General features: G+C 58.7%; 21 protein-coding genes and 1 pseudogene. 14 read left to right on the top strand and 8 right to left on the bottom strand.

What is annotated here, in order from left to right:
• Positions 1–261: 261 nt before the first annotated feature.
• From HMPREF9166_RS04715 to HMPREF9166_RS04665, 11 genes are read left to right on the top strand one after another with little or no spacing between them, the layout of a single operon-like run.
• The gene (locus HMPREF9166_RS04715) at positions 262–615 is read left to right on the top strand and encodes an NADH-quinone oxidoreductase subunit A (protein WP_009442917.1); all 354 of its coding nucleotides are present in this window, start codon (positions 262–264) and stop codon (positions 613–615) included.
• Positions 606–1,145: an NADH-quinone oxidoreductase subunit B gene (locus tag HMPREF9166_RS04710; protein ID WP_009442916.1), complete on the top strand. Its 540-nt coding sequence runs from the start codon at positions 606–608 to the stop codon at positions 1,143–1,145. The genes HMPREF9166_RS04715 and HMPREF9166_RS04710 overlap by 10 nt, the downstream gene beginning before the upstream one ends.
• On the top strand, positions 1,142–1,630 hold the full coding sequence (locus tag HMPREF9166_RS04705; protein WP_039981035.1) for an NADH-quinone oxidoreductase subunit C: 489 nt from the start codon (positions 1,142–1,144) through the stop codon (positions 1,628–1,630). The genes HMPREF9166_RS04710 and HMPREF9166_RS04705 overlap by 4 nt, the downstream gene beginning before the upstream one ends.
• Positions 1,630–2,730 carry an NADH-quinone oxidoreductase subunit D gene (locus HMPREF9166_RS04700; RefSeq protein ID WP_009442914.1) on the top strand — a complete coding sequence of 367 codons (1,101 nt, stop codon included), beginning with the start codon at positions 1,630–1,632 and terminating at the stop codon, positions 2,728–2,730. Before HMPREF9166_RS04705 ends, HMPREF9166_RS04700 begins: the two co-directional genes overlap by 1 nt.
• A gap of 12 nt (positions 2,731–2,742) precedes the next feature.
• Entirely contained in the window at positions 2,743–3,789 is a 1,047-nt protein-coding gene (gene nuoH, locus HMPREF9166_RS04695; RefSeq protein ID WP_009442913.1) for an NADH-quinone oxidoreductase subunit NuoH, read from the top strand.
• A 12-nt stretch (positions 3,790–3,801) separates the two neighbouring features.
• Positions 3,802–4,431: a 4Fe-4S dicluster domain-containing protein gene (locus tag HMPREF9166_RS04690; protein ID WP_009442912.1), complete on the top strand. Its 630-nt coding sequence runs from the start codon at positions 3,802–3,804 to the stop codon at positions 4,429–4,431.
• Complete coding sequence (locus tag HMPREF9166_RS04685; RefSeq protein WP_006689897.1) at positions 4,428–4,922, top strand: NADH-quinone oxidoreductase subunit J; 495 nt, start codon at positions 4,428–4,430, stop codon at positions 4,920–4,922. Before HMPREF9166_RS04690 ends, HMPREF9166_RS04685 begins: the two co-directional genes overlap by 4 nt.
• A complete protein-coding gene (gene nuoK / locus HMPREF9166_RS04680) occupies positions 4,919–5,224 on the top strand; it encodes an NADH-quinone oxidoreductase subunit NuoK (protein WP_009442911.1) in 306 nt (101 codons plus the stop codon). Before HMPREF9166_RS04685 ends, nuoK begins: the two co-directional genes overlap by 4 nt.
• 14 nt (positions 5,225–5,238) lie before the next feature.
• The gene (nuoL, locus tag HMPREF9166_RS04675; protein WP_009442910.1) at positions 5,239–7,143 is read left to right on the top strand and encodes an NADH-quinone oxidoreductase subunit L; all 1,905 of its coding nucleotides are present in this window, start codon (positions 5,239–5,241) and stop codon (positions 7,141–7,143) included.
• The gene (locus tag HMPREF9166_RS04670) at positions 7,140–8,669 is read left to right on the top strand and encodes a NuoM family protein (RefSeq protein ID WP_009442909.1); all 1,530 of its coding nucleotides are present in this window, start codon (positions 7,140–7,142) and stop codon (positions 8,667–8,669) included. The genes nuoL and HMPREF9166_RS04670 overlap by 4 nt, the downstream gene beginning before the upstream one ends.
• Complete coding sequence (locus HMPREF9166_RS04665) at positions 8,669–10,123, top strand: NADH-quinone oxidoreductase subunit N (RefSeq protein ID WP_009442908.1); 1,455 nt, start codon at positions 8,669–8,671, stop codon at positions 10,121–10,123. Before HMPREF9166_RS04670 ends, HMPREF9166_RS04665 begins: the two co-directional genes overlap by 1 nt.
• A 94-nt stretch (positions 10,124–10,217) precedes the next feature.
• Here HMPREF9166_RS04665 and HMPREF9166_RS04660 read toward each other — a convergent pair whose 3' ends face one another.
• Together HMPREF9166_RS04660 and HMPREF9166_RS04655 are read right to left on the bottom strand one after the other, a co-directional pair.
• A complete protein-coding gene (locus HMPREF9166_RS04660) occupies positions 10,218–10,499 on the bottom strand; it encodes a type II toxin-antitoxin system mRNA interferase toxin, RelE/StbE family (RefSeq protein ID WP_009442907.1) in 282 nt (93 codons plus the stop codon).
• Entirely contained in the window at positions 10,496–10,768 is a 273-nt protein-coding gene (locus tag HMPREF9166_RS04655) for a type II toxin-antitoxin system RelB/DinJ family antitoxin (RefSeq protein WP_009442906.1), read from the bottom strand. Before HMPREF9166_RS04655 ends, HMPREF9166_RS04660 begins: the two co-directional genes overlap by 4 nt.
• Positions 10,769–10,903: 135 nt before the next feature.
• On the opposite strand from HMPREF9166_RS04655, the pseudogene HMPREF9166_RS12895 reads away from it, so the two are divergent.
• Positions 10,904–11,047: pseudogene (locus HMPREF9166_RS12895) on the top strand (recombinase); the annotation flags it as partial.
• A 228-nt stretch (positions 11,048–11,275) separates the two neighbouring features.
• Here the strand turns inward: HMPREF9166_RS12895 and HMPREF9166_RS04650 are convergent.
• The 6 genes from HMPREF9166_RS04650 to HMPREF9166_RS04625 form a co-directional block, all read right to left on the bottom strand.
• Positions 11,276–11,992, bottom strand: coding sequence for a hypothetical protein (locus HMPREF9166_RS04650; protein ID WP_009442904.1), 717 nt, complete (start codon positions 11,990–11,992; stop codon positions 11,276–11,278).
• On the bottom strand, positions 11,989–13,602 hold the full coding sequence (locus HMPREF9166_RS04645) for an amino acid ABC transporter ATP-binding/permease protein (protein WP_371137027.1): 1,614 nt from the start codon (positions 13,600–13,602) through the stop codon (positions 11,989–11,991). The genes HMPREF9166_RS04650 and HMPREF9166_RS04645 overlap by 4 nt, the downstream gene beginning before the upstream one ends.
• Positions 13,602–15,245, bottom strand: coding sequence for a thiol reductant ABC exporter subunit CydD (gene cydD / locus HMPREF9166_RS04640; RefSeq protein ID WP_009442902.1), 1,644 nt, complete (start codon positions 15,243–15,245; stop codon positions 13,602–13,604). Before cydD ends, HMPREF9166_RS04645 begins: the two co-directional genes overlap by 1 nt.
• Before the next feature lie 8 nt (positions 15,246–15,253).
• Complete coding sequence (cydB, locus tag HMPREF9166_RS04635) at positions 15,254–16,270, bottom strand: cytochrome d ubiquinol oxidase subunit II (RefSeq protein WP_009442901.1); 1,017 nt, start codon at positions 16,268–16,270, stop codon at positions 15,254–15,256.
• 2 nt (positions 16,271–16,272) lie between these two features.
• Entirely contained in the window at positions 16,273–17,643 is a 1,371-nt protein-coding gene (locus HMPREF9166_RS04630) for a cytochrome ubiquinol oxidase subunit I (protein ID WP_009442900.1), read from the bottom strand.
• Between the two features lie 158 nt (positions 17,644–17,801).
• Complete coding sequence (locus HMPREF9166_RS04625; RefSeq protein ID WP_009442899.1) at positions 17,802–19,163, bottom strand: HAD-IC family P-type ATPase; 1,362 nt, start codon at positions 19,161–19,163, stop codon at positions 17,802–17,804.
• Between the two features lie 271 nt (positions 19,164–19,434).
• On the opposite strand from HMPREF9166_RS04625, the gene HMPREF9166_RS04620 reads away from it, so the two are divergent.
• Together HMPREF9166_RS04620 and HMPREF9166_RS04615 are read left to right on the top strand one after the other, a co-directional pair.
• Entirely contained in the window at positions 19,435–20,979 is a 1,545-nt protein-coding gene (locus HMPREF9166_RS04620) for a glycine betaine ABC transporter substrate-binding protein (RefSeq protein WP_009442898.1), read from the top strand.
• A gap of 80 nt (positions 20,980–21,059) precedes the next feature.
• A complete protein-coding gene (locus HMPREF9166_RS04615) occupies positions 21,060–22,958 on the top strand; it encodes a fructose-1,6-bisphosphatase (RefSeq protein WP_009442897.1) in 1,899 nt (632 codons plus the stop codon).
• The last annotated feature ends 236 nt before the right edge of the window (positions 22,959–23,194 follow it).

The following is a 23,194-nucleotide window of genomic DNA, read 5'->3' as shown; positions in this document are numbered from 1 at the left end:
AAATACCATTTCTTTCAAATAAGCATGGCCTTCTTTTCCCTATCGTTTGATGGAGTTTATCAATAGAAAGTTTTTCGCGCTGTATCTTGTAAAAAAGGCACTTTTCAGGTATGATGATATATAGATTTTATCGTTTATACTGACAATTATAAATACAACGTCTGTTAAGCCGTGATTATATTTTTTTGCCCTTGAATTATTGTTTTAAATTATTTACTTTTCCTATGTATTTATTAATTCTTCTATAAGGAGGGCTTATGTATGGGAGAATATGGGAGCTTGGGCATTTTTCTTCTCGTAGCGTTGTTTTTCCCCGTCATGGCACTGGGACCGGCATTCCTGCTGCAGCCGAAGAAGCCGTCGCCGCAGAAGTACATTCCCTACGAGTGCGGTGTCGATTCGATCGGGTCGCCCTACGTCCAGTTTCGTGCGGGGTATTTCCTCTACGCGCTGCTGTTCATCGTCTTTGACATAGAGACGGTGTTCCTCTACCCGTGGGCGGTGGAGTTCCGCATGCTCGGCGCATTTGCGCTCATCGAGATGTTCATCTTCGTTGGGATTCTGGTGCTCGGCCTTGCCTATGCGTGGCGAAAGGGGGATCTCACATGGAAATAGCAGAGCGCGTCCCGGAGTGTCTGCGGGAAAATGTCTTTGTCGTCAAGTTGGATGAACTGCTGCGCTGGGCACACGCCAATTCGGTCTGGCCGCTGTCCTCGGGGCTGGCCTGCTGCGCCATTGAGATGATGACCACAGCGACGGCACGGTTCGACCTCGCACGATTCGGCTACGAGGTGTTCCGTCCCTGCCCGCGTCAGGCGGATCTCTTCATCGTCGCGGGGACGCTGACGTGGAAGATGGCGCCGGCAGTCGTGCGTCTCTATGAGGAGATGCCCGAGCCGAAGTATGTGATTGCGATGGGGGCGTGCGCGATTGCGGGCGGCCCCTTTGCGGATTCGTACTCGGTTGTCTCGGGGGTCGATGAGCTCCTGCCCGTGGATGTCTACATCCCGGGCTGTCCGCCGCGCCCCGAGGCACTGATCGACGGCATGCTGAAGCTGCGCGAGAAGATCCTCCATCCCGAGCGCGTCCGCGCGGAGCGTGCCTACTGGGCAGAGCGGGCGGCAGAGAGGGCGGTGAACGCATGAGGAACAAGTATGTGACGCCTGCAATGCTGGAGGCACTCAAGGTCGCCTTTTCGTCGGCGGAGTACGATGTGGAGGCAGAGCGTCCCGCACTCTATATTGCTGCCGAGGAGCTCCTCGGCCTGCTGCGCGTCCTGCGTGACGACGGGACACTGCAGCTGACGCGGCTGGAAAATGTGACGGCGGTGGACTGGAAAGACCGCTTCGAGATGGTCTACCATCTCTTTTCACCGACGGAGCTGCACTGGCTGACGCTGAAGGTGACACTGCCACATGATGTGCCCGTGCTCCCCTCGGTGACACCCGTGTTCCCCGGCGCAGAGTTCGAGGAGCGCGAGGTGTATGATCTCATGGGCATTGTGTTCACGGGTCACCCCAATCTGCGGCGTGTCTTCCATGCGGACGATTTTGTCGGGTATCCGCTGCGCAAGGACTTTGTCCCGCCGCCGCCGCCCGCTGTCCCATCCTTTCGGAAGGAGGAGTCCTGATGCTGCGTACCGAGACCTATACGCTCAACATGGGTCCCCAGCATCCGTCGACGCACGGCGTGCTGCAGGTGCAGCTCGAGCTGGACGGCGAGCGCATCGTGAAGGCGACGCCGATCATGGGCTATCTCCATCGCGGAATTGAGAAGCTGCTTGAGGCGCGGACGTATGCGCAGGGGCTTCCCTATACCGACCGCCTCGACTACATCTCTGCCATGAACAACAACTTCGGCTATGCGCGTGCGGTGGAGGAGCTGGCGGGGATCGAGACGACGCCGCGCGCAGAGTACATCCGCGTCATCATGGCGGAGCTGAACCGCATCAACAGTCACCTGATCTTCATCGGGACGCTTGCAAATGATCTCGGCGCGTCGACGGGAATGCTCTATTGTTTCCGCGACCGTGAGAAGATCCTCGATATTTTCAATCTCGTCTGCGGGGCACGTCAGACCTTTCACTATATCCGCATCGGCGGGGTAAAGGAGGATCTCTCGCCCGAGGCGGCGGAGATGATCCGCGCCTTTGTCGACAGCGTGCCTGACTTCCTCGCGGAGTACAACCGTCTCCTCACGGGCAACGAGATTTTTGTCCGCCGCATCCGCGGCACGTCGCCCATGACGACGGAGGAGGCACTCGCGTGCAGTATGACTGGGCCAAACCTGCGCGCGACGGGGCTCGCCTTTGATCTGCGCAAGGTGGACGGCTACAGCGTCTATGATGATTTTGACTTCGAGATCCCCGTGGGTGAGCACGGCGACAACTGGGACCGCTACATGGTCAAGCTCGCCGAGATCGCGGAGAGCGCGAAGATCGTGCGGCAGGCAATCGACGGACTGCCCGAGGGCGACTTCATGGCAAAGAAGGTGCCCAAGGTCATCAAGCCGCCCAAGGGCGAGGTGTTCAGCCGGACGGAGGGAACGCGCGGGGAGCTCGGCTTCTACATCGTCAGCGATGGTACGACGAAACCGTACCGCATTCACATCCGCCGTCCCTCGTTCGTAAATATGCAGGGGCTCAATCCAATGTGCCGCGGCATGCTCATCGGCGACTCGGTCGCCGCCTACTCGTCCATTGACCCGATCATGGGCGAAGTGGACTGCTGAGAAAGGAGACGAATGATGGAGAGCTCTTTTCTTTCTGCGACTGCGGTGGGGCTGGACGGACTCATCTACCGCCTGATCCCGATTCCGTTCGTAGTGGATCTTGTGATGACCTTCGTCGGTATTGCCATCCTGCTCGGTATCATCTCGATGGCGGCGATTGTCTTTACCTACACGGAGCGCAAGATCTGCGCGTTCATCCAAGTGCGCATCGGGCCGAACCGCGTGGGCGGAAGATTCGGTCTGCTGCAGCCCGTTGCGGATATGCTGAAGCTGATGAGCAAGGAGGACATTATGCCCGCCGGTGCGGACAAGGTGGTCTGGGCACTCTCGCCCGCGCTGCTCTTTGTCCCCGCAGCGCTCGTCTACGCGCTTTTCCCGTTCGATGCGGGGGCGGTACTCGCCGATGTCAACGTCGGTGTGTTCCTCCTCTTTGCCATCTCGGGGCAGGCAGTGCTGCCATTCCTCATGGGCGGCTATGCATCGAACAATAAGTATTCGTTTATCGGCGGCATGCGCACCGTCGGGCAGATGCTCAGCTATGAGGCGCCGCTCCTCTTCTCCCTGCTTGGCATCATCATGCTGACGGGCTCACTGCGCCTCGACGATATCGTCCAGATGCAGGCGCAGAACTACTGGTTTATCTTCATGCAGCCGCTCGCGTTTATCATCTTCCTGATCGCAGCGGTCGCCGAGACGAACCGTACGCCGTTTGACCTCGTGGAGGGCGAGTCAGAGATTATCGCAGGACCGTTTACGGAGTACTCGGGAATGCGCTGGGCGCTGTTCTTCCTCGCAGAGTACGCGAACCTCCTGACGGCGGCGATCCTCGCGACGACGTTTTTCCTCGGCGGCTACAGCGGGCCGTCGTTCCTGCCGGGATTCGTCTGGTTCGGCTTCAAGGCGGTGCTCATGGTGCTGCTCATCATGTGGTTCCGCTGGACGTTCCCGCGCACGCGCGTAGATCAGATCCTGACGTTCGGCTGGAAGGTGCTCGTCCCGCTCTCGATTCTGAACGTTGTTCTGACGGGGGCACTGATGTTCTGGTTCGGTATCGTTTAAGGGGGGACGCACATGTTTGGAAAAGGCCTTTTGACCGGCATGAGTGTCACATGGAAGCATCTCTGGGGCAAGAAGGAGACGGTCTGCTACCCTGAGGAGAAGCTGCCCATGACGGATAATTTTCGCGGCGGCAATCTCGCGATGGACTGGCGCGTCTGCATCGGCTGCTCGATGTGCGCAAATGCGTGCCCGAACAAGGCGCTTGATCTGACAATTGTCCCCGATGCGAAGAAGAAGCGCCACATGAAGTCCTACATTCATCACTCGGGGCGCTGTCTTTACTGCAATCTCTGTGTGGAGGCGTGTCCGGTCAATACGCTTGTCTGGGATAAGGACTACGCCATCGCCTCGTGGAGCAAGGAGACGATGACGCACGATGCCATGACGGACGAGGACCGTGCTGATCTCGCGGAGTTCCTCGCACAGGCAGAGGTCGAGGCGGCAGAGGAAAAGGCGAAGAAAGAAGCCGCTGCCAAGGCAAAGGCGGAGGCAGAGGCAAAGGCGAAAGCCGAAGCGGAGGCTGCCGCAAAGGAAAAAGCCGCTGAGGAAAAACCCGACGGAGAAAAAGCTGCGGTGGACACGTCCGCCACGGAAAACGCTGCCGCAAAGGATGCGCAGACGACGGAAGGAGGGGCGACATGAGCTTTATCTTTTACTTTCTCGCTGCCGTGACGATCATCGGCGCGCTCGGCGTCGTTCTCTCGCCGAATGTCGTGCACAGTGCACTCTTTCTCGTGCTCTCATTCATCGGTGTGGCGGCGATCTATTTCTACATCGGTGCGGAGTTCCTCGGTGCGGTGCAGCTCATGGTCTACAGCGGCGCAGTCGCTGTCCTCATCGTCATGGCGATCATGCTGACGCGGCGGGACTCGATGGCGCAGTCCAATCCCTCGCAGAAGCTCTTTCGCCGCGTCGTAACGGGGCTGCTGGCAGGCAGTATCTTCTTCCTCATCGGATGCGGCATTGTCCTTGCTCCGCTTCCTGCGGGCGAATTTGCTGCATCGACGGGGGCAGACGAGATCGCCCAGCTGATGCTCGGCACGTATCTCGTGCCGTTTGAAGTGACGGCGGTACTGCTCCTCGCGGCGATGGTCGGCGCACTGCTCTTGGCGAGAGGAGGGGATGCGGCATGATCGGTATTCCTGATCTGCTCTTTTTGTCTGCACTGCTGTTCTGCATTGGGCTCTATGGGCTCCTCACGCGGCGCGGCATCATCCCGATTCTCATGTGCGTGGAGCTGATGCTCAATGCGGTCAACATCAATCTCGTTGCCTTTGACCGCTTTTACGCGCACAACGCGGAGGGGCAGCTGATGGCACTCTTCTCGATTGCGGTCGCTGCATCCGAGATCGCCGTCGGGCTGGCTCTCGCATTCCGCCTGTATCAGATTCGGTTCACGACGAATGTCGATGAGCTGGATACGCTGAAAGACTAGGGGAGGGGAGTGCTATGTTTACCTTTGCTCTGACGCATGCCTATCTGATTCCCCTGTTCCCTGCGCTTGCGTTCCTCATTATTGCACCCTTTACGCGGCGGGAGAAGAACCTCTCGGCGACGATTGCGATTGTGATGATGGCTCTGGCCTTTGCGTTCTCCGTCTTTGTTGCACTCGCCGCGGTAAACTATCAGATCACGATGGGCGATCCCTACGTGATGAAGACGGTCTGGGCGCACATCGGTGCGGTGGAGCTGTCGATGGGCGTCCTGATCGACCCGCTGACGGCACTCATGCTCGTCATCGTGACGCTGGTCTCGCTGCTCGTCTACATCTACTCTGTCAGCTATATGGAGCACGATGAGGGGATGGGGCGCTTCTTTGCGTTCATCTCGCTGTTTTCGGCCGCGATGCTCGGGCTGGTCGTCTCGGTCAACTTTCTCCAGCTCTATGTGTTCTGGGAGGGCGTCGGGCTCTGCTCCTACCTCCTGATCGGATTCTACTACGATAAGGTCTCGGCGCGCGAGGCGGCGAAGAAGGCGTTTATCACGACGCGCATCGGCGACTTTGGAATGCTGGTCGGCATCCTGCTCGTGCAGGTTGCGTTCGGGACGATGGACTTCATCGAGCTGCGGCTCATGATGCCCGCGTATGTCCTCGTCGCGGGGACGGGCTACTTGACGGTGATCGGTCTGCTGCTCTTCATGGGGCCGATCGGAAAGTCCGGACAGTTCCCGCTCCACGTCTGGCTGCTCGATGCGATGGAAGGCCCGACGCCGACCTCGGCGCTCATCCATGCGGCGACGATGGTCGCGGCAGGTGTCTTCCTCGTTGCGCGTGCCTTTTTCATCTTCAGTGAGTGTCCGCTCGTGATGGACTTCATCGCAGGGCTCGGAGCGTTTACGGCGCTCTTTGCGGCGGTTATCGCCGTGACGCAGCGGCGGTTCAAGGCGGTGCTTGCCTACTCGACCATCAGTCAGCTCGGCTACATGATGCTCGCGGTCGGGATTGGCGCGTTCTCCGCCTCGATGTTCCATCTCATGACGCACGCCTTCTTCAAGGCGATGCTCTTCCTCTGCGCGGGCGCGGTGATGCATGCACTCCACGATGAGACGGACATCACCAAGATGGGCGGGCTCTGGAAAAAGATGCCGCTCACCTTCGTGACGATGCTGATCGGTGTCCTTGCGATCTCCGGTATCCCACCGTTCTCGGGCTTCTTCTCAAAGGATGAGATCCTCGCCGTGGCGATGCACGCGAGTACGCCGCTCTATCTCATTGCGATGTTCACCTCCTTCCTCACAGCATTCTACATGGCGCGTCTCCTCATTGTCGCCTTCCTCGGTGAGAGCCGCAGTGAACACGAGGCGCATGAGGTCGATGCCTTCATGCGCTGGCCGATGATTATGCTCGCGCTGCTTACCATTGTGAGCGGCCTATGGGGCTACTTCGGCGGGTTTTCTATGTGGATCTACGCGGATGCACCGCATCATGAGGCGATTGACTGGACGGTGGCGGGGACGAGTACCGTGCTCGCCCTCCTCGCCTTTGCGGCGGCGTATCAGATCTATGGACGCCATCGTCTGCGCGCGGCGATGCAGCAGCGGAGCTTCGGCTTCCTCTATCGCGTCGTCTACAACAAGTTCTATGTGGATGAGCTGTATGGTTACTTCCGTGAGCGCTTCGTCTACGGCACGGCGGTGATCCTCAAGTGGGTGGATGAAAAGATTTTCGACGGCATCATGAATGGGCTCGGTGCCTATGGTCTGGCGATGAGCGAGGTGCTGACGGAGAACGTCAACGGGCAGGCACAGCGGTATGTCGTCGTGTTCTACACGGGCGTCGTGATTCTCCTGTGCTATGCGCTGTACTGGGCGGTACAGGTTCTGATGTATCTGGGAGGAGGTCTTCTGCGATGACATTTCCGATTCTCTCGGTCATTCTCCTCACACCGCTCGTGGCCGCGCTCATCCTCGCCCTGCTGCCGGGACGTCTGCACGATACGATACGTCAGCTTTCGGCACTGGCGATGATCATTGTGACGCTGCTGACGCTCTTTGTTTACGCGGACTACGATATGGTGCTCGGCGGGATGCAGTACACGGAGTACATGCCGTGGATCACGGATCTCGGCGTTGCCTACTCGCTCGGCGTAGATGGGATCTCCCTGCCGATGCTCCTCCTGTCGAGCGTCGTGGGGCTCGCGGCCGTTTACAGCTCATGGCATGTGGAGAAGCGGGTCAAGGAGTACTTCGTCCTTCTGCTTATCGTGATCGCGGGTGTCTCGGGGGCATTCCTCGTGCGCGACCTTTTCTTCTTCCTCGTTCTCTGTGAGATGGTCGTCATCCCCGCGTATCTGATGGTGATGATCTGGGGCTCGTCCGAGCGCGTGACGAAGGAACACGCGGCGATGAAGATGACCATTTTCCTCCTCGTCGGCTCGGCGTTCATGCTCGTCGGCGTGCTCCTTCTCTACGTGAGTGCGTACGAGTCCGGGATGCGGACGTTCGACTTTGAGGCACTCGCCGCCGCTGCCCTCGCGGGACATATCTCGTGGGAGGTGCAGGTGACGGCATTCCTCCTCCTGCTCGTCGGTTTCGGCTCGCATCTCTCGATGTTCCCAATGCATATATGGTCGCCCGACGGCTATGCAGGCGCACCGACGGCAATCTCGATGATCAATGCGGGCGTGCTGAAAAAGATCGGCGGCTACGCGCTCATCCGCGTCGGACTCTTTATCCTGCCGCTCGGGGCAAAGTTCTGGGCGCCGCTGATTGCGATCCTCGCCACGATCAATGTGATATACGCGTCCTATATCGCACTCGCGCAGCGCGACATCAAGTACATGATCGCCTACTCCTCCATCTCTCACATGGGTTACGTTCTCCTCGGCTTCGCGGCACTCAATGTCGTGAGCGTCGGCGGCGCCGTCGCCTATATGGTGGCGCACGGCATCATGCTCGCACTCTTCTTCTCGCAGGTCGGCTACGTCTACGAAAAGACGGAGCTGCGCCGTGTGGGCGATCTCTGGGGCTTGGCGCACTATATGCCGCATGTCACGGTCGGCTTCATGCTCGCGGGGCTGTGCTCGCTCGGTCTGCCCGGCCTGATCGGCTTCGTGCCGGAGTTTACCATCTTTGTGGGGACGGTGGAGGCATATCCGGCCCTTACGGTAATTGCAGTCTCCGGCATCATCTTCACCGCGTTCTACGTCCTGCGCATGCTCGCGCGCGTGCTCTTCGGCCCAAAGGTGGAACGCTTCGCGAAGTACCCCGATGAGCGGAAGATCGACGTTGTTCCGCTCGTCGTGCTCGGCGTTTTCCTCGTCGGATTCGGCGTATTCCCGGGACTCCTCATGGGCATGGTGGATGTGGGGACTGCGCCGTTGGCACCGCTTCTTGAGATGATTCAGGATGCACCGACGATTCTGGGAGGTGGGCAGTGATGATGCAGGAAATGAATCTTGCCGCGATCTCCATCGAGCTGGGCATCGCCGTACTCATGGCGGCCGTGCTCCTGATCGACCTCTGTATGGCACGTGGGACATCGCGCCGCGCCCTCGCCCGCGTGACCGCGCTCGGACTCCTCGGCGTCCTCGTTCTCGCCGTGCGGATGTATCCGCCGGATGGGGGAGCGATGGCGTTCTTTGCGGGGCTCTACATCGTTGACGGCTATGCCGTGTTCTTCAAGATTCTCTTTATCGTCGGCGTTCTCGGCACCGTGCTTTTTGCAGAGGACTATGTGGAGAAGATGATCCGCCACAGGGGCGAGTTCTATCTGCTCCTCCTGTCCGCCCTGCTTGGCATGTGTGCTCTCGCCTCGGCGAACGATCTCATGACGGCGTTTGTCGGGCTGGAGCTCATGACAATCTCGTTCTATACACTCGTTGCGGTCCGTACGGATGCGCCGCTCTCGGCAGAGGCGGGCATCAAGTATCTGGTGTTCGGGTCGGGCTCGACGGCAGTGCTCCTCTACGGCATGAGCCTCGTCTACGGGATGACGGGGACGATGGTGTTCCAGGGCATCGCTCAGGGCCTTGGCCTCGTGCTTTCCCTTGGGCTCATCGGAGTGGTCTTTATCCTCGCGGGTTTCTTCTTCAAGCTCTCGATCATTCCATTCCATCTCTGGGCACCCGATGTGTATGAGGGCGCACCTGCGCCTGTAACGGCACTCCTCGCCATGTGCTCCAAGGCGGCGGGTGTGGCGATCCTCCTGCGCGTGCTTTTCGTCGCGTTCCCTGCACTCTCGGCGTACTGGACGCATCTGATGGCGGCGCTTGCGTGTGTCTCCATGGTCGGGGGCAACATCATGGCGTTCCGTCAGACGAACATCAAGCGGATGCTCGCCTACTCCTCGATTGCGCAGGCGGGATACATGATGACGGCGATGGTTGCGACGAACGCGGCGGGCATCAAGGCAGTACTCTTCTACGCGATGGTCTACGTCTTGGCGAACGTCGGGGCGTTCGTGACCGTCTCCTATCTGGAGACGGAGCGCGGCGGTGCAGACTTCCGCAGCGTGCGCGGCCTGGCGCATGACTCTCTGCTTCCGGCGGGCATCCTGATGGTTGCGCTCCTGACGATGGCGGGCATCCCGCCGACGGCAGGCTTTGTCGGCAAGATTTACATCTTCTCCGCAGCGATTGATGCGGGCTACCTCTGGCTCGCGGGGCTGGGCTTTGTCGTGTCGATGATGTCCGTCTACTACTACCTCCTTGTCATCAAGGAGATGTTCCGCGATGTCGAGGCAGATGAGCCGATGATCGACACGCCGCTGTGTCTCCCGTTCTCGGCAGGAGCCATGGGCATCATTGCTGTCGCCTTTACCCTCGTCATCGGCGTCTGGGCAGAGCCACTCTCGATCTTCAGCAATATCGCCGTCTATACCTTTATGCGTTAGAAATTTTGTGATAAGAAAGGGGCTGTTGCACGAAACAAACGTGCAGCAGCCCCTTTGATTTACTGTCTGTTCTCTGGGGAGCAGACCAAACAACTTATTCATCGAATATGTCTGAATGGGTTCCAGTTTCGACTAGGGTCAAGGTTAGGACGTCGTTTTCAACGAGGTATATCAACAACCAATCCGGTTGAATATGGCACTCGCGAAATCTCTCCCAATTGCCATGAAGTGCATGGTCACGGTATTTGGCATCTAGCTTGTGCCCCTGTCCCAATGCTTCAACAACATTATCCAGTAGCTTGAGATTCAAGCCGCGTTTCTTGGCACGCTTGTAACTTTTCTTATAAGCGTTGGTGAACTTGATGTGATAGGTCATTCTTCCAATGCCTTCTTCAAGTCGTCCATGTTGTCATAGCTAGGAACATCCGGGTTGCGGGAGATTTTTCTTGCTTCTTCCATAGCCGCCAAGGTGCTTTGTTTATAATGGGGCATTTCGATAGAAAATGGGATGCCTCCACGAAGGACACACTGATGGAGAAACATATTAACGGCACCGGACATATCTAGGCCCAGCCCAGAGAACAATGCGCTAGCCTGTTCTTTTATGTTCCGGTCAATTCTTATTTGAGTAGGGACGGTTGACATGATGACCACACTCCTTTCTTTTGGAACCAGTATAGCTTGTTTGGTTTACGATGTAAAGCGAAACGTTTGAGTATAACTAAGGAGAGGAGGTCAAAGCTTTCTTTTTTACCAAAGCAGAGAGTCGCAATAATCTCCAAGCCATGCAGCACAAAACATCTAACGGAAGAGGAGATCAAACAGATTTTCGTCAAGGCACTGAACTCCTTGCTGAAAGTCAAAGAGAACGTAATTGCGAGACGCCGCTCCCTGATTGACAGCATTTGCCAGACGGGAAAGCTCTGTAGGAAGAAAAAGTGATAAAACCTTTGAATTAGATGGGAGTTGTTGCACGAAGCAAATGTGCAGCAGCCTTAATTTTGTGAAAAAACACAGAAGGAGCTATTGTACGAAGGTAAATTTATCTTTGTGCAATAGCCCCTTGTGTTCTGCTTTAGAATAGTTCGGCATTTGATCCTGTGCGTGATGCAGTCAATCTAAGATAGCGGTGCTGAATTTATCAGTGCTTCCTTAAATATCCCAGTGAAGCTGTGCAGGATCGGGAGTGGTGCGGTCGATCTCGCGCAGAATCCATGAGGCGTTTTCGTGTGTCTGTGCAAACGCCTCAGCAAGTGGCTGCTCGTAGGCAGGCGGGATCTCCATCGCGTGAATCGCCATGTGCATGTAGTCCTTTGCGATGAGGACGACACCGCGCTCGGCGGCGAGATGTGCCTTGAATCGGTAGCCGTAGTACAGGTAGCTGTTGTGCGGGACGGCATCCTCCAGTCCCTCAAAGGCGGAAATGCGCTCATCGGCCTCCGCCTCGGCGTCCTCGGTCATGCCGAGTTTGTGCATGAGGTTCCACCGATCCGCCCACAGTTCACCGCGCAGGATGTACTTGTAGAGAAAATCCGTTCCCTCGGCACATTCAATCGCAAGATTGATGTGCTCGAGTGCCGCTTCCTGTGTTTCCTTTTCCTCCGCCTCAAGTGCCGAGAGCCCCTGCATGGCGTAGACTTTCTCCTCTACGTCCTGCGCGAGTTCCTCGTTCACCTCGGCATCCATAACACTTTGAAAGAATTCGATGGCCTCTGCGCGATGCTCCGGCATCTGTGCGAGAAAATGGGCGAGCCGCGCCCGTGCGTGCCAGTCCTCCACACCGCCGGCAAAGAGCTCGTGGGGCGGGGCGTTTTTTCCGAGACGGTCGATAACGAGATGGATGCGTTCATGAAATGTTTCCGGCGTCATAGTTTTATCACCTGTTTCATTTGATTCAAAAGGGGCAGATCGTGTGTGATGACGATGAGCGTTGCGCCGCGTGCATCGGCATCTGCCAAGACGGATGTGATGAGGCGTGTACCGCAGGCAGCATCGAGCCCTGCTGTCGGCTCATCGAGGAGCAGGATCGGCGCATCGCCCGCGAGTGCAAGTGCGGTGAGCAGGCGGCTGCGCTGTCCCCCCGAAAGACGGGAGGCGTTCATTCCGAGCGGCTCGTCGAGCCCTGCGGGCAGAGCCCGAACGACGTCCGCGAGCTGCGCCGTTTCGAGTGCGTGCCATATTGCTGCCTCAGAGATATCACCGCGCAGGCGCAGAAAGTTGTCCCGTATGGAGGCAGAGAAGAGCCAGCTGCCCTGTAGGGCAGCACCAAAATAGGTGCGCGACGCTTCGAGAGGGAGCTTCGTATGGGGAATACCATCGTAGGAGATCGTGCCCGCATCGGGCTCCCAGAGGCGGAGCAGAAGGCTCGCCAGCGTCGTCTTGCCTGCGCCGCTCTCACCGATGATGGCCGTGTGCTCGCCGCGGTGGATCGTAAGGCTGAGGTTCTGCACAATGGGGATGCCTGTATGATAGCCGAAGACGAGGTGTTTCGCCTCAATCAGAGGTGGGGTTGCTGATTTTTCGGAAGGGGGTGCGATGGAGGCGGGCTGTGTGTGCTCGCCGTCTGATGGGAGAATGTGTCGTGCGGCACGCGCCGATTCCTGTGCGCCGAGAACGGCGGGGGGGATCGGGCGGAGCTCGGCGAGTACCGCCTCGAGGGCGAGAACCCAGACCGCGTACTGGATACCCGTGAGGATCCCTTCGATCACGCGGGGGATGAGGAGGATGATGGCTGCGATCCAGACGATGATCCGCAGGACGTCGAGCAGGGTGAAGAGCTGCTCGCGTTTCCGCCCTCGTGCCGTTCGCTCGCGCTGAAATGTCGCCGCCGCCTCATCCAGCACTGCCTGAGCATGCTGTGTACTGCCGGCGGCGCGCAGCTCGGTGCGCCCGTCGATCTGATCGAGGAGGCTGCTGCGATAGTCGGCACTTTGCGCGCGCAGTTCCGTTTCGCGGAGGAGGAGCGGGAGCGCAATGTGGAGTAGAAAGAGCAGGAATACGACTGTGGCCGCAGGGATGCTGAGCGGCAGGAGAGCCGCACAGGCGAGCAGCACCAAGGCAAGGGCGATCAGTGGCGGCGGGACGGCGCGCAGGTAGAAGTCGCGCAGGGTCTCACAGCCCGTCAGCAGATCGTGGAGGAACTCGCCCTCGCGTACGTTGCCCTCTCGCATGGGAATGACGGCGGCAGAGCGGCGGTAGGTCGCCTGCTGCAGCGTCTCGTAGCAGCCGAAGGCGAGACGGTGAGAGAGCAGGCGCTCCAGGTAGCGAAAGACGGCGCGCCCGATGCCGCACGCCCGCACGCAGGTAATGGCGAGGGCGAGTGCTGAGAGAGGCGGCGCGAGTGCCGCACTGGCGATGATCCACGCCGCAGAGGCAATGAGGGAAATGCCCGCCGCGGCCGCGAGGAATCCCGCGAGGAGGGCGGGGAGTGCCGCCGCAGGTGCGGCGATGGAGAGCAGCCGAAAGAGCATTGTGGTCATCATGCCTCACCTCCCAGTGTCACGACCTGGTCTGCCCATGCGATGAGCGCAGGACGGTGCGCCGTCAGAATCATCGTGCGGTGATGTGAAAACACTGTCAGGGCATCGATCACGCACCGCTCGGTCTCCTCATCCAACCCCGCCGTCACCTCGTCCAGAAGGACGATGGGGCGATCCTGAAAGAGGGCGCGTGCCAGACCGAGGCGGTGACGTTCTCCTGCCGAAAGCGGATGGCCGCCCATGCCGAGGCGCGTATGCAGTCCATCGGGCAGCGCGCGCAAAAAGTCGCCGAGTGCCGCCGCCTCCAGTGCCGCCGTGATTTCGGCATCCGCCGCGTCCCGCGTCCACAGCGTCACGTTTTCCGCAAGGCTCGCACCGAAGATATGCGGCTCCTGCGGGACGTAGGTGATGAGCGCAGTGCGTGTCTCCTCCGTGAGACGCGCGAGATCATAGCTGTGTGCTGTTCCTGCACCGTCCGCGAGCATAATCATCCCATCCGAAGGAGGGCGCTGCCCCGCTAGGAGGAGGAGCAGCGTCGATTTTCCGCTGCCGCTGTCGCCTGCGATCACGGTGGACTTTCCTGCGGGAAAGGAGAGCGTGAGATCCGTCAGAACGGCCTCGTCGGTCAGCGGATAGCGGTAGGTGAGCGCCTCCGTGCGTACGGAGGGAGGGGCGAGAATCTGATCGTGCGTTCCCGTGATAGAGGGCGGTGCATCGAGGTAGGGGGCAAGTGCCTTCTCTGCCGTCGCGGCATCCATCGCTGCATGGAAGGCAATGCCGCCCTCACGCAGCGGCTGATAGAACTGCGGCGCAAGGATGAGCACGAAGAATGCCGCGTGAAAGGTCATGCCGCCGTCCATGAGACGCAGGCCGATGGAGACCGCGATGAGGGCAATCGACAGGGTGGTAATCAGTTCCAGTGCAAAGGAGGAGACAAAGGCGAGCCGCAGTACGGCAAGCGAGGCCTCGGAGAACGCATAGCTCATCTGCGCGAGATGATGTCCCTCCGCATCGACGCGGCGAAAGATTTTAAGCGTCGCCGCCGCGCGCACCAGATCACCGAATCCGTCCGTCAGCGTACGCATCTCATCCCATTGACGCTCACTGGCACGGCGCGTCGCCTTGCCGATGAGGTAGAGGAGAAATGGCGCGATCGGCAGGGTGACCAGAAAGAGCAGCGCCGACAGCGGATCGACGACAGCCGTCACGAGCAGGACGAGCGGGATGATGACGACACCTGCGATCATGGTGGGCAGGAGAGTGCGAAACCAAGGGTCGAGCGCATCGACGCGCTCAAGCGTAAGCGTCAGTACACCCGCACCGTTCTGTCCATGTGCAAGCAGCTCTCTGTGGAGGGCACGCCGGCAGTAGAGCCGCAGATCATCGGAGAGTTGTGCCTCGATGCGGCTCTTTGGCAGGAGCAGGAGCGCCATGGCGAAAATGCACAAAAACAGCATCAGAAGCTCTGATGCTGTTTCGGCAAGTCCGCCGTGCCCAAGAAATACAGTGTTCACAATGGCGGCCGTATTCCATGCCGCGAGGATGGTCAGCCCTCCATGCAGGAGTTCGACCGCAACGCGGATGGAGAGGCTGCGCCGCTGCGAATGCAGCATTTGAAACAGGATGGACTTTCTTTTTTTCATTGTTTCCTTTAATATGCCTGATGTCCCGAATCGTTCGGAGAAACGCGCTTGCGGAAGATGTAGTACGTCCAGATCTGATAGCAGAGGACAACGGGGACAAGAATGCCGGCAGCAATGGTCATGATGGAGAGTGTGTACTCCGTCGAGGACGCATTGTAGATCGTCAGACTGTAGCCGGAGTTCAGGCTCGAGACCATGAGACGCGGGAACAGTCCGGCGAAGAAGCCGATCGTCGTGCCGACGATGGCGAGGGCGCCGAGGATGAACGCACCCTTATGGGCGCGCTTGTAGAGAGCCCCGATGCCGAGCACGAAAGAGAGCGCCGAGAGGAAGAGAGCCGCCGTGGCGACGGTGCTCTGGTAGAGGTCGGTCTCAACGTAGGTGAGGATCATGCAGATCACATAGAAGACCGCCGCAGCGACGCCAAACTTCAGACCGAGCGTGCGAGCGCGGTCGAGCAGATAGGTGCTGGTCAGGCGCAGCTGCAAGAATGCTGCGCCGTGGAACGCGAAGACGAGAACGAACGTGATGCCGCCGACGATCGTGTAGGGCGTCAGGAGATCAAAGAATCCGCCCTGATAGACCTTGTCCGCACCGATGGGAAGCCCTGCGATCAGATTCGTGACCGCAACGCCCCAGAGGAATGCGGGGACGATGCTGCCGAAGGCAAGTGCGTACGACCAGCGGCGCTGCCATACTTCATCCTCGCGATGATGGCGAAACTCAAAGGCAACGCCGCGCAGGATGAGGGCGGCGAGCATGAGGAAGAGCGCAATGTAGAAGGTGCTGAACATCGTCGCATAGACATGCGGGAAAGCCGCAAACGTGGCACCGCCCGCCGTAATCATCCAGACCTCGTTGCCGTCCCAGACAGGGCCGATGCTGCGGATGAGCTGAGAGCGGTCGCTCTCCTTGTCGGAGATGAGTGTGAGGAGCGTGCCGACGCCATAGTCAAAACCCTCGAGGAAGAAGAATCCCGTGAAGAGGACGACGATCAGCACGAACCAAAGAATATTGTAGTCCATTCTTACTTCCCTCCTTCGATGGCAGGAGTGATCTTCGTGCGGCGGATGAAGCGGAAGGCGAGATAGAGCGCAGTGATGAGCAGCAGCAGGTAGAGCACCGTGAAGCCGATCATCGTGAACCAGATCTCCCCAGCGGTCAGATTCGGTGAGACCGCATCAGCCGTCTTCTGCAGTCCAACCACGATCCACGGCTGACGCCCCATCTCTGCGACGATCCAGCCGCAGGAATTGGCGATAAACGGAATGACGACCAGCCACGGCAGGGCGTAGAGCAGTTTCTTTGCCGAAAGAATCTGTTCCTTCTTCGTTAGGTAGAGCACGACGAGCGAGACGAGCACCATGAAGAAGCCGGAGCCGACCATTGCGCGGAACGAGTAGAAGAGCATCGTGACGTGCGGACGGTAGTCGCCCTCGCCGTACTTCTGCACAGCCTCTTTCTGGAGATCGTTGATGCCGCGCACCTCACCCGAGGGGCCATCATGCACCATGATCGTGAACATATAGGGGATAGTGATCTCGAAGTCGTTCTGCCCCTTTTCCATATTGGGGTAGGCGAGAACGGCAAACGGTGCAGGATCCTCCGTCTCCCAGAGGGCCTCCATGGAGGCGAGTTTCATCGGGTTTGCCTGTGCGAGGTACTGCGTGTGGAAATGTCCGCTCGCAATGACGCCGACTACGCCGACGAGCGTGTAGATGGCACCCGCCTTGATCGCCTGCGTGAACGCGTAGCGCGACTCCGTGTCGTGCATCAGCTTCCATGCGGAGACCGCCATGACGACAAAGCCGGCGGTCGTGATGCCCGCAAAGAGCGTGTGGGACTGCTCGCCGAGGATGTAATGGTTCGTTACGAGCTCCGCGAAGCTCGCCATCTCGGCGCGCCCGTTGGCGAGCACGTAGCCGACGGGATGCTGCATGAAGGAGTTCGCGACGAGAATCCAGAAGGCAGACAGGTTACTGCCGAGTGCGACCAGCCAGATGCAGGCGCAGTGTGCCTTCTCCGAGAGCTTGTCCCAGCCGAACATCCAGATGCCGAGGAAGGTGGACTCGAGGAAGAACGCCGTGAGAGCCTCGAGTGCGAGCGGTGCGCCGAAGATGTCGCCCATGAAGCGCGAATACTCCGACCAGTTCATGCCGAACTGGAACTCCTGCACCAGACCTGTGACGACACCCATCGCGAAGTTGATGAGAAAGAGCGTACCGAAGAAGTTCAGCAGTTTTCGGCAGGTCTTCTTCCACTCCGGCCGTTTCGTCCTGACGTAGCACGTCTCAAGCAGGGCGACAAAGATCGCCATACCGAGTGTGACAGGGACGAAGAGAAAGTGATAGATGGTAGTGATTGCAAACTGCCATCGCGACAGCATCACTGCTTCCATGTCCAAATCCCTCCTAAAAATAATACCTATGATAATAACAGCAACGGCTTTTGTCCACGGCGTGTGACAAAAGCCCCTCGATTCCCTGCATTATATCATAGGCTTATATGAAATACAAGTTAGATTGATAAAATAAACTATCTAGGAATTAGTCGTAATTATTTTCGTAGGGCATTGACTGCCTGTACGCCGACCACCGCCGCGAGTGCACCGGCAACCCACGGATAGGGAAGCGGGCCATCGAACAGCGGCAGGACTCCTGCCGCCGTCGGTGTGCAGAGCGCGATGAAAAGTGCGGTGAGCCACGTATTCTGGCGAGCGCGTACGCGTGCCGCTTCGCCTGCGTCGAGCAGGGTGACGAGACGCGGCAGTCCGACGCTGTCCAGTGCGATGTCGGGGACATAGTTCTCGATCTTGCCCTGATTGCGCCGTGTCTGTGCCTCAAAGTAGGCAGCGTCCTCGGGGGGGATGAGCGGCTCGACCACCTCGGCGGCGGCCGCTGTGCCGTCCGGCCCCTTTAGCAGCTCGGCACGCAGAGGATCTGTCTCCGTTTCCTCCGCCGCTGCTTCGGCGGGCGGCTTTACGAGGGTGGACGGGCATCCGATGCCGATGTCCGCCGTGCGCAGAGCGGCCTGATCGGCGATCGGGTCGCCCACCATGGCGACGATGGCACCGCGCGACTGCAGCAGACGGATCTCGCGTGCCTTGTCCATCTCCGTGAGATCGGAGCGCACGTCGGCGATGTGCAGTTCCTTGCCCGTCGCGTTGGCAAGACGCTTCGTCTCGCCCGTGAGGAGGACGAGGGAGAGTCCGCGCTGACGCAGGGCGTTCAGTGCACGTTTTGCCTCCATGCGCAGATCGTCGCGGACGGCGATGATGCCGCGCGCGTACTTGCTTGAGCTGACGAAGAGCGGCGACTGTCCGCTCGTTGCGAGCTGATCGGCGCGCGTCAGGAGTGCCGCGCTGATCTCGATGTTTTCCTCCTGCAGCCACTCTTTCTTGCCGACGCGCACGGGTGTACGCACGATCAGTGCCTCTACGCCGAAGCTCTCCTCCTCGCGGGCGGCGGAGTGCCGCGTGAGGTGCAGCCCGCGCTCGACGGCAGTGTGGTAGAGTGCCTGAGCATAGGGATGGAGAGCGTCGCGTTCGGCACTTGCGGCAAGTGCGAGCAGCGAGCTCTGCGTCATGCCCTCGGGCACGAGCGCCGAGATGAAGATATCCCCCTCCGTCAGCGTTCCGTTGCGGTTGAAGGCGATGGTATCCACGTGCATGAGTTCGGTGAGTGCGCTCATGCGGCTGCATGCAATGCCGTCCGCACGCAGATGTCGCTTGATCCGCAGGGCGATCAGCAAGCGTGACACGAGCCATGGGATCGGCGATGCAGCGAGGAAAACGCCGAGAAAGATCTCGGATGCCGCCTCGATACTCACGTTTTCCGTCGTGTACCAGAAGCCCGCAGCCGCCGCTGCGACAATAACGCTGAGGACAAAATGAACCGTGGAAGAAAGAAATTTTTTCAAGGATACTCAGCTCCTGCCATACGATTGTTACACGGGCATTATATCATAGGACGGGAGAAGAGACAAACACGATGCGTTCGTTTGGAGAAGATATACAGACATTCCATACCGTAACATTTATCATAGATAGGGGACATTGTCCTCTCTATAATGATATGGTATAAAGAAAACACATTATGCTGTCGCGGCGCATCTATTTTGTCCGCGTTTTGGCTGAGAAGATCAACATTTTTTGATTTGTGATTCCAATACGATACGGGAGGGGGATACCATGACGTTGCTACATGCAGTAGTTTTGATGATGACGGAGCGCAGTGCGTTCTTTTTCCAGCTGATGATCGAGCACCTTTGGATTTCGGGTGCGGCGATCGGCATTGCCATCATCGTCGGAGGCACGGCGGGTATTCTCATTTATTGCTATGAGCGTGCGGCGGCACCGACGCTTGGCGTGGTCAACTTCCTCTATACCATCCCGTCGATCTCGATGCTCGGCTTTCTCATCCCGTTTTTCGGCATCGGCAATACGGCGGCGATCATTGCGCTCACCGTCTATGCGCTCCTGCCGATGGTACGTGCGACGCATACGGGGCTGGCGCAGATCCCCGCGTCCCTCTCCGAGGCAGGAGCGAGTCTCGGCGGGTCGGATTTCTATGTGCTGACGCGCGTTCAGCTGCCGCTCGCCATGCCCATCATCATGGCGGGCATCCGCAATATGGCGACGATGACGATCGCCCTCGCGGGCATCGCCTCGTTCATCGGCGCGGGCGGACTCGGTGTTGCGATCTATCGCGGCATTACGACGAACAATCCCGCGCTCACCATCGCGGGCAGCCTGCTCATCGCCGTCCTCGCGCTCTCAGCAGATGCCGTCTTGGGACGTGCGGAGGCATGGCTGAAGCGTCCCGCGCGGATGACGGGAAAGAGGCGCATTGCCTATGCGGGCACGGCGGCAGCTGTCCTCATCGCCGCGAGCGGTGTGACGTATGGATTTTTCGGCAGAGCGGATGTCATTCATATCGCGACGAAGCCCATGACGGAGCAGCTCATCATGGGGGAGATGCTGAAAATGGTCATTGAGCAGGATACGGGACTGGAGGCGCGCATTACGGCGGGCGTTGGCGGCGGAACATCAAACATCCAGCCGGGGATGGAGAGCGGCGCGTTCGACATTTATCCCGAGTACACGGGGACGGGCTGGAATATGGTGCTGAAAGAGGACACGAAGTACAGCGAGGAGAAATTTTCACAGCTGACAGCGGACTATGAGAAAGCCTTTCGTATGCGCTGGGTTGGCATGTACGGATTCAATGATACCTTTGGCCTCGTCGTGCGCCGTGCCGTCGCGGAGCAGTACGATCTGCACACCTACTCCGATCTGCACCGTGCGGCACCGCGCCTGACCTTTGGTGCGGAGTACGATTTCTATGAGCGGGAGGACGGCTATCCTGCGCTCTGTGCGGCATACGGACTTTCCTTCGCACGGACAGTTGACCTCGACATCGGGCTGAAATATGCGGCACTCGCGGATGGGCAGGTAGATGTGATGACCGTGTTTACGACCGACGGACAGCTCTCTGCGGCAGATGCCATCGTCCTCACGGACGATCAGCACTTCTTTCCATCCTATCGCTGCGGCAACGTCGTACGCGAGGATGTGCTGACGCGTCATCCCGAGCTGAGTACCGTACTTCTCTCCCTTGAGGGCAGCATTTCGGATGAGGAGATGGCGGCGATGAACCATGCCGTTGAGAGCGAGGGCAGGGAGCCACGTGCGGTCGCTGAGGAGTTCTTGCGCAAAAAAGGAATATTGAATTGAAGTAAATACAATTTAATGATAAAATAACAGAAAAGTATAGAAACAATAAATTTCGTAATGAGAGTACAGGAGGATCCGGCATGACGACAGCGGCAGCAGCGGAGGATAAGGTTCTTCGCCTGATGGCGGAGAAATATCCGACGAAGGAGATTGTCTACGAGAAGATCATCTACCTGAAGTCGCAGCTTATACTGCCGAAGGGCACGGAGCACTTTATGAGCGATCTGCACGGTGCATACGATTCCTTTTTCCATATTCTCAACAACTGCTCGGGCGTCATCAAGGAAAAGGTGGACTATTGCTTTGAGACCCGCATGACGGTGGAGGAGCGCGCGGAGTTCTGTACGCTCATCTACTACCCGCGCGAGAAGATGGAGCAGCTGACGGCGGAGGGGAAGACCTCTGCCCTCTGGTATCAGCAGAATCTCGCGAATCTCCTTGAACTGACGAAGCTCATGAGCTGGAAATTCCCCGCGAGCAAGATGCGCAACTACATCCCGAAACGCTATGAGTCGGTCATCGTGGAGCTGCTGAGCACGCGTCCCGAGCACGATGAGGCACAGCTTTCATACTACCGCCAGCTGATTGAGACCATCGTGGAGATCGGCGGCGGGGCAGACTATATCGAGGCATTCAGCACACTGGTCAAGCGGCTCTCTGTGGAGCGCATCCACATCGTCGGTGATTTCTATGACCGCGGCGACCGTCCTGACGGCATTCTCGATCTCCTCATGGAGCATCCGTCCGTCGATATCCAGTGGGGCAACCACGATGTGCTCTGGATGGGCGCGGCACTCGGCAGCGAAGTCTGCATCGCGGCGGTCATCCGCAACAGTCTCCGCTATCGCAATACCGATGTATTGGAACGCGGCTACGGCATCAGCCTGCGTCCGCTCACGACCTTTGCCTCGCGCATCTACCCCGATGAGAACCCCATCAAGGCGGCAGAGCGTGCCGTTACGATGATGATGTTCAAGCTCGAGGGGGCGCTGATCCGCCGTAATCCCGACTTTCAGATGGAGGATCGCCTGCTGCTGGACAAGATCGACTTCGATCTCTCCTGCGTGACGCTCGGCAGCGGGCGCCGTGTGGAGCTCGAGAGCGCGTACTTCCCGACAATTGACGATCCTGCTGACTGTTGGGCGCTCACGGAGGATGAGGAGAATATCATCGCCGATCTGCGCTCGTATTTCCTCGAGAGCAAGGCTCTCCAGCGCCATGTGGACTATCTCTATGAGCGCGGCAGCATCTATACGTGCTACAATGGAAATCTGCTCTTTCACGCCTGTGTACCGATGGAGGAGTCGGGGGAATTCCGCACGATCACGTACAAGGGACAGGCATATCGCGGGCGCGCGTGGATGGACTTCTGCGAGGAGAAGGCACGCGAGGGATGGAATGAGCACACGCAGGAGGGGCTGGACTTCATGTACTTCCTCTGGTGCGGCTACAATTCTCCCGTGTCGGGGCGCTCCTTCACGACGTTCGAGCGTTCCTTCATCTCTGATGAAAGTACGTGGAAGGAGCCGTCCGATCCGTATTTCCGCCTCGTGAACGATGAGGCGGTCTGCGAAAAGATTTTGGAGGAGTTCGGGCTCGACCCGAAGCGCGGGCATATCATCAACGGGCACGTCCCCGTCAAGGTGCAGAAGGGGGAGAGCCCTCTGCGCGGCAGCGGGCGCGCCCTCATCATCGACGGCGGCTTTGCCGCGCCGTTCCGTGCCAAGACGGGCATCTCGGGTTATACGCTCATCTACAACTCACGCGGGCTGCGCCTCCTGCAGCATCAGCGCGTGGCGAGTGTGCGCGACGCCCTGCGTGAGAACCGCGATATAGAGTCCGTCTCCCAGACGGTTGAGCTGCAGGCACGCCACTCGCTCGTGCGCGACACGGATCGCGGTGCCGCCATCGAGAGCAAGATCGCCGATCTCCATGCGCTCCTGCGCGCCTATCAGACGGGGCATATCAAGCCCCAGTAAAAGAATTACTGTACTCCCCTCATCGGCTCGCTGCGCTCGCCACTATACCTTAAAGCCTTCCCCGTGATCACGGGGAGCGGTCAACGTCAGCCAATCACACATCGCTGTCGCTCGTGTTCTTGGGACGTTTTCCCATACGACCTGTTACCCAATCAGCTTCGTCCTGTGGACTTGCTTCTTGGACAGGTCAGCAAGGGGGACCGCGCAAGCGGTGGAAGGGGCACAAAGAGGGAGCT

The organism is Selenomonas sp. oral taxon 149 str. 67H29BP, assembly GCF_000146365.1.
GTDB classification, from domain to species: domain Bacteria; phylum Bacillota; class Negativicutes; order Selenomonadales; family Selenomonadaceae; genus Centipeda; species Centipeda felix.
This window is presented reverse-complemented; position numbering and strand designations above follow the sequence as displayed.